This is a genomic window from Tsukamurella ocularis, from assembly GCF_024807615.1.
Taxonomy (GTDB): Bacteria; Actinomycetota; Actinomycetes; order Mycobacteriales; family Mycobacteriaceae; genus Tsukamurella; species Tsukamurella ocularis.
The window spans coordinates 145645-158053 of the sequence record NZ_JANUCJ010000001.1; the positions used below are offsets into that span (position 1 = coordinate 145645).

17 protein-coding genes are annotated in these 12409 nt (G+C 68.6%); 1 reads left to right on the forward strand and 16 read right to left on the reverse strand.

Annotated features, from left to right (window positions below; all coding sequences use genetic code 11):
• Nucleotides 1-11: 11 nt before the first annotated feature.
• The 10 genes from map to HNP44_RS00795 form a co-directional block, all read right to left on the reverse strand.
• Nucleotides 12-806 (reverse strand): type I methionyl aminopeptidase, encoded by a 795-nt coding sequence (gene map, locus HNP44_RS00750; protein WP_259143961.1) that lies wholly within the window; start codon nucleotides 804-806, stop codon nucleotides 12-14.
• A complete protein-coding gene (locus HNP44_RS00755; protein WP_259143962.1) occupies nucleotides 803-1348 on the reverse strand; it encodes an adenylate kinase in 546 nt (181 codons plus the stop codon). Before HNP44_RS00755 ends, map begins: the two co-directional genes overlap by 4 nt.
• Nucleotides 1345-2658, reverse strand: coding sequence for a preprotein translocase subunit SecY (gene secY, locus HNP44_RS00760; RefSeq protein WP_259144262.1), 1314 nt, complete (start codon nucleotides 2656-2658; stop codon nucleotides 1345-1347). Before secY ends, HNP44_RS00755 begins: the two co-directional genes overlap by 4 nt.
• A gap of 256 nt (nucleotides 2659-2914) precedes the next feature.
• Nucleotides 2915-3373: a 50S ribosomal protein L15 gene (gene rplO / locus HNP44_RS00765; protein WP_068573249.1), complete on the reverse strand. Its 459-nt coding sequence runs from the start codon at nucleotides 3371-3373 to the stop codon at nucleotides 2915-2917.
• Nucleotides 3374-3376: 3 nt separating this feature from the next.
• The gene (gene rpmD / locus HNP44_RS00770) at nucleotides 3377-3556 is read right to left on the reverse strand and encodes a 50S ribosomal protein L30 (RefSeq protein ID WP_068522648.1); all 180 of its coding nucleotides are present in this window, start codon (nucleotides 3554-3556) and stop codon (nucleotides 3377-3379) included.
• 3 nt (nucleotides 3557-3559) lie between these two features.
• Entirely contained in the window at nucleotides 3560-4210 is a 651-nt protein-coding gene (gene rpsE, locus HNP44_RS00775; protein ID WP_259143963.1) for a 30S ribosomal protein S5, read from the reverse strand.
• 43 nt (nucleotides 4211-4253) lie between these two features.
• Nucleotides 4254-4658 carry a 50S ribosomal protein L18 gene (gene rplR / locus HNP44_RS00780; protein ID WP_259143965.1) on the reverse strand — a complete coding sequence of 135 codons (405 nt, stop codon included), beginning with the start codon at nucleotides 4656-4658 and terminating at the stop codon, nucleotides 4254-4256.
• Between the two features lie 3 nt (nucleotides 4659-4661).
• Nucleotides 4662-5201, reverse strand: coding sequence for a 50S ribosomal protein L6 (gene rplF, locus HNP44_RS00785; protein WP_259143966.1), 540 nt, complete (start codon nucleotides 5199-5201; stop codon nucleotides 4662-4664).
• 14 nt (nucleotides 5202-5215) lie between these two features.
• A complete protein-coding gene (gene rpsH / locus HNP44_RS00790) occupies nucleotides 5216-5614 on the reverse strand; it encodes a 30S ribosomal protein S8 (RefSeq protein WP_068533016.1) in 399 nt (132 codons plus the stop codon).
• A gap of 272 nt (nucleotides 5615-5886) precedes the next feature.
• On the reverse strand, nucleotides 5887-6402 hold the full coding sequence (locus tag HNP44_RS00795; protein WP_259143967.1) for an OsmC family protein: 516 nt from the start codon (nucleotides 6400-6402) through the stop codon (nucleotides 5887-5889).
• Nucleotides 6403-6512: 110 nt separating this feature from the next.
• Here HNP44_RS00795 and HNP44_RS00800 point away from each other — a divergent pair, with 110 nt between their 5' ends.
• Complete coding sequence (locus HNP44_RS00800; RefSeq protein WP_259143968.1) at nucleotides 6513-7748, forward strand: hypothetical protein; 1236 nt, start codon at nucleotides 6513-6515, stop codon at nucleotides 7746-7748.
• Here HNP44_RS00800 and HNP44_RS00805 read toward each other — a convergent pair.
• From HNP44_RS00805 to rplX, 6 genes are all read right to left on the reverse strand, one after another.
• Entirely contained in the window at nucleotides 7745-8875 is a 1131-nt protein-coding gene (locus HNP44_RS00805) for a cellulase family glycosylhydrolase (RefSeq protein ID WP_374758736.1), read from the reverse strand. The genes HNP44_RS00800 and HNP44_RS00805 overlap by 4 nt on opposite strands.
• Nucleotides 8876-9068: 193 nt before the next feature.
• Nucleotides 9069-9809, reverse strand: a complete 741-nt coding sequence (locus HNP44_RS00810) for a hypothetical protein (protein ID WP_259143970.1) — start codon at nucleotides 9807-9809, stop codon at nucleotides 9069-9071.
• Between the two features lie 30 nt (nucleotides 9810-9839).
• On the reverse strand, nucleotides 9840-11180 hold the full coding sequence (locus tag HNP44_RS00815; RefSeq protein ID WP_259143971.1) for a phosphatase PAP2 family protein: 1341 nt from the start codon (nucleotides 11178-11180) through the stop codon (nucleotides 9840-9842).
• Nucleotides 11181-11348: 168 nt separating this feature from the next.
• Nucleotides 11349-11534 carry a type Z 30S ribosomal protein S14 gene (locus HNP44_RS00820; RefSeq protein WP_224650095.1) on the reverse strand — a complete coding sequence of 62 codons (186 nt, stop codon included), beginning with the start codon at nucleotides 11532-11534 and terminating at the stop codon, nucleotides 11349-11351.
• A gap of 3 nt (nucleotides 11535-11537) precedes the next feature.
• Nucleotides 11538-12101, reverse strand: coding sequence for a 50S ribosomal protein L5 (rplE, locus tag HNP44_RS00825; protein ID WP_259143973.1), 564 nt, complete (start codon nucleotides 12099-12101; stop codon nucleotides 11538-11540).
• Between the two features lies 1 nt (nucleotide 12102).
• On the reverse strand, nucleotides 12103-12408 hold the full coding sequence (rplX, locus tag HNP44_RS00830) for a 50S ribosomal protein L24 (RefSeq protein WP_068522658.1): 306 nt from the start codon (nucleotides 12406-12408) through the stop codon (nucleotides 12103-12105).
• Between the last annotated feature and the right edge of the window lies 1 nt (nucleotide 12409).

The following is a 12409-nucleotide window of genomic DNA, read 5'->3' on the forward strand; positions in this document are numbered from 1 at the left end:
ATCTCCGCAGGTCAGGGACGCGGGGTGAGGACACGCGGACCGTCGGCGGTGACGGCGACGGTGTGCTCCCAGTGCGCGGACCGCGCACCGTCGTCCGTGACGACGGTCCAGTCGTCGGCGAGGACGGAGGTGTCGGGGGTGCCCAGGGTGAGCATCGGCTCGATCGCGAGGGTGGAGCCGACAACGAGGTGCGGGCCCTTGCCCGGGTCGCCCTCGTTGGCGAGGAAGGGCTCCATGTGCATCTCGCGGCCGATGCCGTGACCGCCGTAGCCGTCGACGATCGCGAACTCGCGGCCCAGCCGCGCGGCCTGCGCGTAGGTGGCGGTCTCGATGGCGTGCGAGACGTCGGTGAGGCGGTTGCCGTCGAGCATGGCGGCGATGCCGGCCTCCATCGCGAGGCGCGTCGCCTCGGAGAGTTCCTCGTCCGCCTTGGACAGCTCACCCACGCCGAAGGTCCACGCGGAGTCACCGTGCCAGCCGTCGAGGATCGCGCCGCAGTCGATCGACACGAGGTCGCCCTGCGCCAGCACCGTCTCCCGGTTCGGGATCCCGTGCACCACGACCTCGTTCACCGAGGAGCAGATCGAGCCCGGAAAGCCGTGGTAGCCCTTGAAGGACGGGACGGCTCCGGCCTCGCGGATCACCGTCTCGGCGACCTCGTCGAGTTCGAGGGTGGAAACGCCGACGCGGGCGGCGTCGCGGACCGCGACGAGCGCGCGACCCACGACGGCGCCCGCGGCGGCCATCGCGTCGAGCTCTCCCGCGGAGCGGAAGGGCACGGTCTTCTTACGGCGGAAACGACTCACTTGTCGAGCTGCGCGGTCACGCGGCCGAGGACCTCGTCGACGGTGCCGACGGCGTCGATGTGCGTGACGAAGTCGCCGTAGTAGGCGAGCAGCGGCGCGGTCTGGTTCTCGTACACGTGCAGGCGGTTACGGATGACCTCGTCAGTGTCGTCCGCGCGGCCGCGGGCGAGCATGCGCTCGACGACGGTGTCCTCGGGAACCTCGAAGGAGACGACGGCGTCGAGCTTCTGGCCGCCCTCGGCGAGGATCTCACCGAGCGCGTCCGCCTGATCCGTGGCGCGCGGGAAGCCGTCGAGGATGAAGCCGTTCGTCGCGTCGGGCTCCGCCAGACGCGAGCGCACCATGTCGACGGTGACCGACGACGGGACGAGTTCTCCCGCGTCCATGTATTTCTTGGCCTCGACTCCCAGCGCGGTGCCCTCGCTGATGTTGGCGCGGAACAGGTCGCCCGTCGAGATGTGCGGAATGCCGTACTTCTCCGACAGACGCTCCGCCTGCGTGCCCTTGCCAGCGCCGGGAGGGCCGAGAATAACGAGTCTCACTTGAGGAATCCTTCGTAGTTACGTTGCATCAACTGACTCTCGATCTGCTTCGTGGTGTCGAGCGCCACGACCACGATGATGAGGACCATCGTGCCGCCGAACGGCAGGTTACTCATGTTCGAGCCGCTACCGGTGAGTTCGATGAAGAGGTTCGGGAGGATCGCGATGATGCCGAGGTACAGCGAGCCGGGCAGTGTGATGCGCTGCAGCACGTAGTTCAGATAGTCAGCCGTCGGCTTGCCGGGGCGGATGCCCGGGATGAAGCCGCCGAACTTCTTCATCTCGTCGGCGCGCTCCTCCGGGTTGAAGGTGATGGCGACGTAGAAGTACGTGAAGAAGATGATCAACGCGAAGTAGATCACGATGTGCCACGTGCTGCCGGGGTTGACCAGGTTGGTCTGGATCCACTGCACCCAGCCCGCAGTCGAACCGCTCGCGACGAGCTGGATGACCAGCTGCGGCAGGTACAGCAGCGACGAGGCGAAGATGACCGGGATGACGCCGGCGGTGTTCACCTTGAGCGGCAGGTAGGTCGACGAGCCGCCGTACATCTTGCGGCCGACCATGCGCTTGGCGTACTGCACCGGGATCCGGCGCTGCCCCTGCTCGACGAAGACGACGGCGACGAGGATCAGGAAGACCGCGAAGCAGACGAGGCCGAAGGCGAGGCCGCCCTGGCTCTGCAGGATCTTCTGGCCGTCGGCGGGCAGGCGCGAGGCGATGCCGGCGAAGATGAGCAGCGACATGCCGTTGCCGATGCCGCGCTCAGTGATCAGCTCGCCGAACCACATGACCAGGATCGCGCCGGCGGTCATGGTCGCGACGATGACCGTCAGCGAGAAGATGCCGTTGTCATCGAGGATGCCGGGGCAGTCGGGCAGCAGGTTGCCACGCGAGGCCATCGCGACGATCGCGGTCGCCTGCAGCAGAGCCAGCGCCACCGTCAGGTAGCGGGTGTACTGCGTGATCTTCGCCTGGCCGGCCTGACCCTCCTTACGGAGCGTCTCGAAGCGCGGGATGACCACCATCAACAACTGGATGATGATCGACGCGGTGATGTACGGCATGATGCCGATCGCGAACACCGACAGCTGCAGCAGCGCGCCGCCGGAGAACATGTTGATCAGCGAGTAGACCTGACCGCTGTCGCCACTCGTGGCCTTGTCGACGCACTCGGTGATGGTTCCGAAGTTCACACCGGGGGACGGCAATGTGGCGCCGAGCCGGTAGAGCACGAGGATGCCCAGGACGATCAGGATCTTCCGCCGCAACTCCGGGGTCCGGAAGATCGGGACTAGGGCCGAAAGCACACATCCTCCTGGCAGCCGGGCGGCCCGGACGGGCCGCCCCACGCTCATGGACATCTGCTCCGCACGCGGTGGAGCAGGACGTCCTCATGGGTAATCCTGCAAACGTATGAACTCTAACAGCCGTACTCATCACGGCTGTTCACGGTAGGTACCGGCCGGCAGGAGACAGTCGGCACCGTCGTGGAGCGAAACGAGAGCCGCGGTAGGCACCGGTGACCGGCGCCTACCGCGGCGTCCACGTTGCGCAGCGCGAGGACTAGGCCTCGGCCGAGGGCTTCAGCTCGGTGGTCGAACCACCGGCGGCCTCGATCTTCGCCTTGGCGGCGCCGGTGACCTTGGTCGCCGTCACGTCCACCTTGACGCTGATCTCGCCGTCGCCCAGCACCTTCACGACACGGTTCTTGCGAACCGCACCGGCGGCGACGAGCTCGTCGATGCCGATGGTGCCGCCCTGCGGGAACAGGCGAGCGATGTCGCCCACGTTCACCACCTGGTACTCGACGCGGTTGCGGTTCTTGAAGCCCTTGAGCTTCGGCAGCCGCATGTGCAGCGGCATCTGGCCGCCCTCGAAGTTCACGGGGACGTTCTTGCGCGCCTTGGTGCCCTTGGTGCCACGACCGGCGGTCTTACCCTTGGAGCCCTCACCGCGACCCACGCGGGTCTTGGCCGTCTTCGCGCCCTTCGCGGGACGGAGATCGTGCAGCTTGATAGCCATTGCTTACACCTCCTCCACTTCCACGAGATGCGATACGACCTGGATCAGGCCGCGGTTGACGGGGGTGTCCTCACGGACGACCGACTTGCGGATGCCCTTGAGGCCCAGGGTGCGCAGGCTGTCGCGCTGGTTCTGCTTGAGCCCGACGAGGCCTCGCACCTGGGTGATCTTCAGCTCTGCCATGACTTACGCTCCCTGACCTGCACGGGCGCGGAGCATGCCGGCCGGGGCCACGTCCTCGATGGGCAGGCCGCGACGAGCCGCGACCTCCTCGGGACGCTGCAGCTCCTTGAGAGCCGCCACGGTCGCGTGCACCACGTTGATGGCGTTGTCCGAGCCGAGGCTCTTGGCGATGACGTCGTGGACGCCGGCCGCCTCGAGCACGGGACGCACGGCGCCACCGGCGATGACACCGGTACCCGGGCTGGCGGGACGCAGCAGCACGACGCCGGCCGCGGCCTCACCCTGCACCGGGTGCACGATGGTGTTGCCGATCATGGGGACGCGGAAGAAGTTCTTCCGAGCCTCCTCGACGCCCTTCTGAATGGCCGCAGGAACTTCCTTGGCCTTGCCGTAGCCGACACCGACCATGCCCTGGCCGTCACCGACGATCACGAGGGCGGTGAAGCTGAAGCGACGACCACCCTTCACGACCTTCGAGACGCGGTTGATGGTGACGACCTTCTCGATGAACTGGCTCTTCTCGGCCTCGCGGCCACCACGCTGATCGCGGTCGCGGCCACCACGACCGCCGCGGCGGTCGTTGTTGTTGTTATCGGGACCGTTGTTTCCGGCGGGGCCGTTGTTGCCGCCGTCACGACGCTGACGTCCGGGCATCAGGCTGCCTTTCGTTCGGTGGAAATCATGCTGGTACGAGTCATCAGAACGTCAACCCGCCTTCGCGAGCGGCGTCCGCGAGCGCAGCGATCCGGCCGTGGTACTTGTTGCCACCACGGTCGAACACGACGGCCTCCACGCCGGCAGCCTTGGCACGGGCGGCGATGAGCTCGCCGACCTTCGCGGCCTGGGCCGACTTGTCGCCGCCCGCGGCCTTGACGTCCGCCTCCAGCGTCGACGCCGCGGCCAGCGTGTGGCCCTTGAGGTCGTCGATCAGCTGGACGTGGATGTGCCGGCTCGAGCGCTTGACCGCGAGCCGCGGACGGACCGCGGTGCCCTCGATCTTCTTGCGCAGGCGGAAGTGGCGACGAGCCTTCGACGTACGACGGCGCGTCGAGACGTCCTTGCCCGCAGGGATGCGCTTCTTGTTCTCAGTCTGAGTTGCCATGAGTTACTTACCCGTCTTTCCGACCTTGCGACGGATCTGCTCACCCTCGTACCGCACGCCCTTGCCCTTGTAGGGATCGGGACGACGGAGCTTGCGGATGACCGCCGAGACCTGGCCGACCTGCTGCTTGTCGATGCCGGACACGGAGAACTTGGTCGGGCTCTCCACCACGAAGGTGATGCCCTCGGGCGCCTCGATCGGGACCGGGTGGCTGTAGCCCAGGGAGAACTCGAGGTCCTTGCCCTTGAGCGCCACGCGGTAGCCGACGCCGTAGATCTCCATCTTCTTGGTGTAACCCTCAGTCACACCCGTCACCATGTTGGCGACCAGCGTCCGCGACAGACCGTGCAGCGCCTTGTTGCGCCGCTCGTCGTCGGGACGGGCGACCACGATGGCGCCCTCATCGTTCTTCGACACCGAGATCGGCTCGGAGACGGTCAGCGCCAGCTGGCCCTTGGGGCCCTTGACGGTGACGTCCTGGCCGGCGATCTGCACGTCGACGCCCGCGGGAACGACCACGGGGTGCTTACCAATTCGCGACATAAGTTTCTGTCCCCTTACCAGACGTAAGCGAGGACTTCGCCGCCCACGCCCTGCTTGGCTGCCTGGCGATCCGTGAGGAGCCCCGAGGACGTGGAGATGATCGCCACGCCCAGGCCGCCCAGGACCTTCGGCAGATTGGTGGACTTCGCGTACACGCGCAGACCGGGCTTCGACACGCGGCGCAGGCCGGCGATCGAACGCTCACGGCTCGGGCCGTACTTCAGCGAAACGACGAGGTTCTTGCCGACCTCGGCGTCCTCGGTACGGAAGTCGGTGATGTAGCCCTCACGCTTGAGGATCTCGGCGATGTTCGCCTTGATCTTCGAGTGCGGGAGCGTCACCTCGTCGTGGTACGCCGAGTTGGCGTTGCGCAGACGGGTCAAGAAGTCTGCGATCGGATCAGTCATGGTCATGACAGATTCGTCTACCTTTCTCGCAGCGGTTCCCATACATCGCCGGCGGTCTGGTGCCTGGCTCTCGACAGCGCGAAAGACGGGCCTGGAACGTCCGACGGTGGGCCTACTACGAAGCAAACCGTCCTGCAATACCGTTGCACTGCAGGGATTCCGGACCGGCGAACCGGTTCGGGGAAGTGCGCCGGCCGTGCTCGAAGCACGACAGGCAACCTCACTAGTGTAGAGAAAGTGCCGGTCAGAGTCGAATCGGAGCTCTTGTCCCCGGCGGGTCAGTTCACCCGCAGCGTCGTCGTGACCGGCGTCGGGTTCTGGGTCAGGTCCAGGACCGGGCAGTGCTTGTCGACAGTCTCGGTCAGCTCGCGGTAGCGCTCCTCGGTGTCGGGGCCGGAGATGTCGACCGTGACGCGCACCGCGGTGAAGCCCGGACGGACCGTCTCGTCCAGGCCGAAGAAGCCGCGCACGTCGAGGTCGCCCTCGGCGCTGAGCTTCAGCTCGTCGAGGGTGACGCCCAGTTTGTCGGCGTAGAAGCGGTAGGTCACCACCTGACAGGACAGCAGGGCGCCGAGGTACGCCTCGACGGGGTTGATCGCGGTGTCGCCGCCGCCGAGCGTCGGCGGCTCGTCGACGACGAGGGTGTGCTGCCGCGCCGTGGTCACGCTGCCGACCGTGCCCTGCGGGACGGCCGTCGCCGCGAAGACGACGTGCGCGTTGGCAGTGTTGCGGGTGACGGCCTGGTCGGTCGCGTCGATGATGGCGGCGAGGGTTCCGGTGGCGGACGCGGTCATGGGTCTCTCCTGGGCTCGGACGGGTTACTTCCTTCGCGGAACATATGTCCGTTCCCGCGGCCGCACAGCGGTTGCGGTCAGCGTGATTCGCTGCCGATACTCTGAGCAACGTGTCCACCTTCCTGACGGTCGCCCTGCTCGCGGTGCTCACCACGGTGGGCCTGGTCGGGGCCGTAGTGTCCGACGGTGCCGCCTCCCTGGCCTGGGCGATCGGGACCGTCGTCGTCGCGGGTGTGCTCGCGTGGCGACTGCGGTCCGCGCCGCCGGGAATGGGGTTGGTCGCCGCGTTCGTCACCGGCGTCCTCGTCGTCTCCGCCGGGCTACCCGCAGCGATCGTGCTGACCGAGACGCGGAGGTCGGGCGCGCCCGCGTCGAACAGGGCCGGGGCAGGAGTCGCGCCCGGCTCCGCGAGCCCGGTGGCCGACCCGTCGACCGAGCTCCGGCGCGCCGTCGCCAAAGCCGGCGAGATCCAGCCCGGCGGCGCGGATTCCCTCCTCGAGATCGACATCGACGAGAACACCACCCGGGTGACGACGCTGGACCTGACCACCGGCCAGCGCGTCTCCGCATACTTCTCCCGCAGCAGCGACAAGTGGTACGCGCCGACCCGCACCTCCACGAACGACCGTGCCGACTCCGCGTTCCGCGCTTCCGACATCGCGGGGCTCGATCTCACCGCGACGGCGGCGAAGGTGACGGCGGCCGCGGATACGATCGGCATCGACCGGAGCTCTCCCCACGCGTCCGACGGCATCGAGATCGAGCGGCGGAGCGGCGACAAGCGCCTGGTCGCCACCTTCGGCATGTCGGGCGTGGACGTCGAGACGGACGCCGCGGGGAACCTGCCCGACAACCTCGCGCTCGCGAAGGTCGACGGGCTCCTCCCGCTCGCCGAGCGACTGCTGCGTACGAACGGCCTCGATCCCGCGCAGCCGGTGATCGATGAGCTGCAGTACCGCGTCTTCGCGCCGAACGTCGGCTCGGTCGGCAGCGGGAAGGGCACCGTCGAGATGCGGATCTCGGGCGGGGGTCGCTCCGGCACGCTCAAGGAGACCGTCGGCAAGTTCCCCGAGGTGAGCCTCAGCCCGTCGCGATCGACGAGCAGCTCGGCGTTCGCGCTGCGCGTCGTGACGGCTGCCGGGATCGAGCGGGCGCGCACCGACCTCGTGCAGCGCTTCTCCGTGCTGCCGATCGACGCGCACGCCCTGGGCATCGAGGTCGACGAGGACAGCCGGGCCCGCGCGTCCGACCGGACGGCGCTACCTGTGATGGAGGTGGGACTCGGGCCGGGTTCGCGGGCGAGCGCCTACTACGGGCTGGACGGCGCCTTCCTGCGCACCGACTAGGTCCGCGCGGCGGTGAGGCGGCGAACCGTCGCGACCTCGGCGTCCCTATAGGGGCGGCCGTCGGGCCAGAGCAGGTCGTGGAACCACTGCTGCGGCTGGCGCGCGCCGACGTAGGGCTGCTTCCACGAGTCCCACGGGCAGTAGGTCTGGCTGCGGCCGGCGACGAAGCCCCACTGGTAGGCGTCGATGCCGAGCTCCTTGCAGATCGGGAGGATCGTCTCGATGGTGCTGCCCTGCGGGCGGGCCATGTACTCGGTGAGGAGCATCGGGCGGCCCTGCTTGGCGAGGTCGGCGGCCATGGCGCGGAACTTCTCCGGCGGGTCGTAGCTGTGGAAGCTGATGACGTCGGACTGCTCCAGCTGGATCGCGCGGATCTCGGGACGGGTATCGGCCCAGACGCCAGAGGTCAGCGGCTGCGTCGGCCCGCCGGCACGGGCCCACGCGAAGGCCTGCGGCAGCAGCTTCGCGACGCGGGCGACCTTGTCCGGCGGGCTCAGCGGGTACGAGTCCGCGAGGTTCTCGGGCTCGTTCCACACGTCCCACGCGACCACGCGGGGATCGTTCGCGAACGCCTTGACCACGCCGGTCGCGTAGGCCTGCAGGCCCGCGGTGTCGCCGTTCGTCAGGCCGGCGGCGCCGGGGCTCTGCACCCACGTCGAGTTGTGCACGCCGGGCGTCGGCTCGCGCTGTACGCCGGGCTTCGGGTTCGGGTCCCAGCACGAGTCGAACAGCACGAACATGATTTTGATGCCGTTGTTGTTCGCGATGGTGAGGAAGGCGTCGAGGCGCTGCACGAAGCCGGTCGGGTCGGCGGTCCACAGCTGGTCCTGCAGGAAGACGCGCATCGTCGTCATGCCCAGGCCGCGGGCCCAGCCGAGCTCGAGGTTCATGCGGTTCGGGTCGAAGGTCTGCGCCTGGAACATCTCGAACTGGTTCCCGGCGTTGGCGTTGATGTAGTTGGCCCCGACCATCCACGGATTCTGCGCGCGCCACTGCTGCGCCCGCTCGGGCGTCCAGCGCGCGGCCGGTGCCACACCCGGGGGCGTCGCGCCCGGGGTCGTCGGCCCGACAGTGCCTCCGGCTCCCGTCCCGGATCCGGGGTCGGCGGCGGCGCGCGCGGCCACCATCACGGCCGGTAGCGCGGCGGCGGTCCCCAGCAGAACCCGTCGAGTCACAACAATCACACTGACACCATAGGCAACAATTGTCACAGAACGGTGAAGGTCGGATGCTGTCGCGCGTCGCGAAACCGGCCATTTCCGGGCGCGCGACGACGTATTCGCATCGTCACGCAGAATTCGGCCGGTTTCGGAACGGGTGTCAGCCCTCGATGGCCTTGCGGGCCTCGGCCTCCAGCTCGGCGCGGAAGCGGGGCGGCGCGGGGAGCACCCCGCGGTCGACGAGTTTGTCGACGGTGCTGACCACCTGGTTCAGGTACGCGGCCCGCTCGGCGGCGACGCTCGACGAGGCGTGGCGGTACAGCTTGAGTCCGCGGTCGAGGTCGCGCACGTCCTCGTCGGCCAGGCCGTCGGAGCCGGTGCTGCGGGCGTACCGATCGGCGGCGTACCAGGAGGTGCGCAGGTCGGTGACGGCGTCCGCGTACTCCGCGGCGGACTCGTCGCCGGGGTACTCGTCGGTGCGCAGGGCCCCGGCGTGCTCGAGCGCGTCGTGGAAGGCGATCACCTTCGGCGAACTGAAGTCCCACATCGCGGGGAAGCGCAGCAACATCTCGGGGTCGAGCTCGTAGGCCGCGTACTCCCCCAGCACCGTGTCGTGCCGTCCGGCGGCGCGGTCCCACAGCGCCCGGCCCGACGGTGCCGGGGCGGGCTTCGGTTGCGCGCGCTGCGTGCGCGGCCGCTCGGGAGCGGGCTTCACGTCGACGAACCGCAGCGGATCATCCCGACGGACCGCGGTCGCGTCGCCGCCGCCCGCGAGCAGCACGATCATGCCGACGATCAGGGCGCCGGCCAGGAACAACAGCGCGACGGGGCCGACGAACCGGGCACCGATCAGACCGACCGCCGCGACGCCGAGAACACCGGCGAGGACCGTGTTACGCATCGGAATCACCCACGTCGCCCAGCGTAGTCGTCAGGCGGCGAGCGCCTGCTCCCCCGCGGGCAGGGCGGCGACGGCACCGTCGGGCGACGGGGGCCGGGCGATCCGCGCGTAGGCGACCGCCATCGCGCCGGCGGCGCCGAGAAGGGCGACGGCAGCGAGGTGGCCGCTCTGCGCCATGGGCACGCTGAGGTAGCGGATGGAGAGGAGGATCGCGGCGAAGGTGAGCGCCCCGCCCACGACGGTGGCGATCCGGCGCGGATGCCAGCCGTCCTCGGGGCGGACCATCGCCGCCTCGAGGGTCAGCGCGAAGACGAAGCCGGCGACGAGATCGACGCCGTAGTGCGCGCCGATGCCCAGGGTCGCGGAGATGGTGCAGACCCACCAGAAGACGCCGAACACCTTGAGCAGACGCGGGCCGCGCAGCGCGTGCAGGAGGATCGCGGTCGCCCACGCGGTGTGCAGGCTGGGCATGCAGTTGCGCGGCGCAGCCTGGCTGAAGTACGCGGAGACCGGCTCGAGCGACGTGGGCACGACGTGCGGCCAGACGTTCATCCAGCCGGCGCCGACCACCTCGTTGCCGAAGGCGTACGCCGGGCCCACGACAGGGAACAGGAAGTAGACGATGGGGCCGATCGCGCCGATGAGGACGAAGGAGCGCACGATGTGGTGCCGCGGGAAGCCCTCGGTCGAGCTGCGGCGCAGCTGGAAGTACGCCACGACGGCGGCGCCCACCGGCAGGTACGTGTAGACCTTGGTGATCAGGGCGAGGTACCAGCCGTGCTCGTGGACGAAACGGCCCATCACCCACGACGGGCTGCCGAGCGCGCGGTCGGCGACCTCGACGAAGTGGTCGGCGACGTACGGTAGCGCCTCCATCGTGAGCCCCAGCCACACGGACGAGCAGGCGTTCGCGACGATGAGGATCCCGGCGACGCCGGCGGCCTTGAACGCCGCCACCTGCTCGCGGCCGGTGAGTCGCAGGCCCGCGTACGCCGCCAGCGCGACCAGGCCCCACATCACGCCGTTGCCGAAGTGCAGGGGCGAGCCGGCGGCGAGCCGCTCGGCGTTGAACAACACCTCGGCGGCGGCGACGACGCCGACGAAGGGCAGGCGCAGCCGCGCGGGCATGCACATGAGGGCGAGGGCGAGGGCCGCGATCTTCACCTCGCCGGTGACAGGGCGGCCGACGAAGTCCTTGGCGAGGCCCTCGATCGGTCCGGCTAGGCCGTAGACCGTCGCGGCCGCCTGGATCGCGGCGACGAAGAGGACGACCGCGAGCACAGCCCACATCCACGGGCTGTTCCGGAACCTGCTGCGGGGACGCTCACCGCGTGGACCCCGCGGGAGCGCGAAGTCTTCACGCACCAACATGAGATGACAGCATAGTTAACAGTCGGGTAACACTGTGAATCCGCTGCGCGTTTCGTGACGCGAATCGCGTGCCGCCATCGCCCCGGAAACGACGACGGGCGCGCACCCCGCCGAAGCGGAGCGCGCGCCCTCGCGCGAATCTTCTCCCGAGTCAGGCTCGGGCGGGACTCACCAGCTGCTCTTGTGCACGCCGGGGAGCTCGCCGGCGTGCGCCATCTCACGCAGGCAGATACGGCAGAGGCCGAACTTGCGGAACACCGAGTGCGGACGGCCGCACTTGTTGCACCGGGTGTAGCCGCGGACGGCGAACTTCGGCTTCTTGTTGGCCTTGTTGACCAGCGCCTTCTTTGCCATGGCTCAGTTCTCCTTGAAGGGGAAGCCGAGGTGCTTGAGCAGCGCGCGGCCTTCCTCATTGTTGGTGGCAGTGGTGACGACGGTGATGTCCATACCGCGCGGGCGGTCGATGGAGTCCACGTCGATCTCGTGGAACATCGACTGCTCGTTCAGGCCGAACGTGTAATTGCCGTTGCCATCGAACTGGTTGCCGTTGAGGCCGCGGAAGTCGCGGATACGGGGAAGCGCGATCGAGGTGAGGCGATCGAGGAACTCCCACATGCGGTCGCCACGGAGGGTGACGCGCGCGCCGATCGGCATGCCCTCACGCAGCTTGAACTGCGCGATGGACTTGCGGGCCTTGCGGATCTCCGGCTTCTGGCCGGTGATCAGCTCGAGGTCCTTGACGGCGCCGTTGATGAGCTTGGCGTCGCGGGCGGCGTCGCCGACGCCCATGTTCACGACCACCTTGACGACGCCGGGGATCTGCATCACGTTGGCGTACTCGAACTCGCTGTTCAGCGCGTCCTTGATCTCGGCGCGGTAGCGCGCCTTCAGGCGCGGCTGGGTCTTCTCAGAGGTGGTCATCTCAGATGTCCTTCCCGTTCTTGCGGGAGATCCGCACGCGCTTGCCGGTCTCCTCGTCGGTCCGGTAGCCCACACGGGTGGGGTTGCCGTCCGAGTCGACGACCATCACGTTGGAGACGTGGATCGGGGCCTCGCGGACCTCGATCCCGCCCTGCGCGGTGGCGGACGTGCTGGTGTGCTTCTTGATCCGGTTGACGCCCTCGACGAGGACCTTGTCAGCCTTCGGGAAGGACTCGACGACCTTGCCCTTGGCACCCTTGTCGGGGCCCGAGATCACGATGACGGTGTCGCCCTTGTGCACCTTCATG

Coding starts and splice junctions, on each gene's coding strand:
- HNP44_RS00805 (WP_374758736.1), bottom strand. CDS start 8,875: ATGGTGGCCGCGCGCGCCGCCGCCGACCCCGGATCCGGGACGGGAGCC.
- rplF (WP_259143966.1), bottom strand. CDS start 5,201: ATGTCGCGAATTGGTAAGCACCCCGTGGTCGTTCCCGCGGGCGTCGAC.
- rpsH (WP_068533016.1), bottom strand. CDS start 5,614: ATGACCATGACTGATCCGATCGCAGACTTCTTGACCCGTCTGCGCAAC.
- rplR (WP_259143965.1), bottom strand. CDS start 4,658: ATGGCAACTCAGACTGAGAACAAGAAGCGCATCCCTGCGGGCAAGGAC.
- rplE (WP_259143973.1), bottom strand. CDS start 12,101: ATGACCACCTCTGAGAAGACCCAGCCGCGCCTGAAGGCGCGCTACCGC.
- rplX (WP_068522658.1), bottom strand. CDS start 12,408: ATGAAGGTGCACAAGGGCGACACCGTCATCGTGATCTCGGGCCCCGAC.
- rpsE (WP_259143963.1), bottom strand. CDS start 4,210: ATGCCCGGACGTCAGCGTCGTGACGGCGGCAACAACGGCCCCGCCGGA.
- rplO (WP_068573249.1), bottom strand. CDS start 3,373: ATGGCTATCAAGCTGCACGATCTCCGTCCCGCGAAGGGCGCGAAGACG.
- rpmD (WP_068522648.1), bottom strand. CDS start 3,556: ATGGCAGAGCTGAAGATCACCCAGGTGCGAGGCCTCGTCGGGCTCAAG.
- HNP44_RS00795 (WP_259143967.1), bottom strand. CDS start 6,402: ATGACCGCGTCCGCCACCGGAACCCTCGCCGCCATCATCGACGCGACC.
- HNP44_RS00810 (WP_259143970.1), bottom strand. CDS start 9,809: ATGCGTAACACGGTCCTCGCCGGTGTTCTCGGCGTCGCGGCGGTCGGT.
- HNP44_RS00820 (WP_224650095.1), bottom strand. CDS start 11,534: ATGGCAAAGAAGGCGCTGGTCAACAAGGCCAACAAGAAGCCGAAGTTC.
- HNP44_RS00815 (WP_259143971.1), bottom strand. CDS start 11,180: ATGTTGGTGCGTGAAGACTTCGCGCTCCCGCGGGGTCCACGCGGTGAG.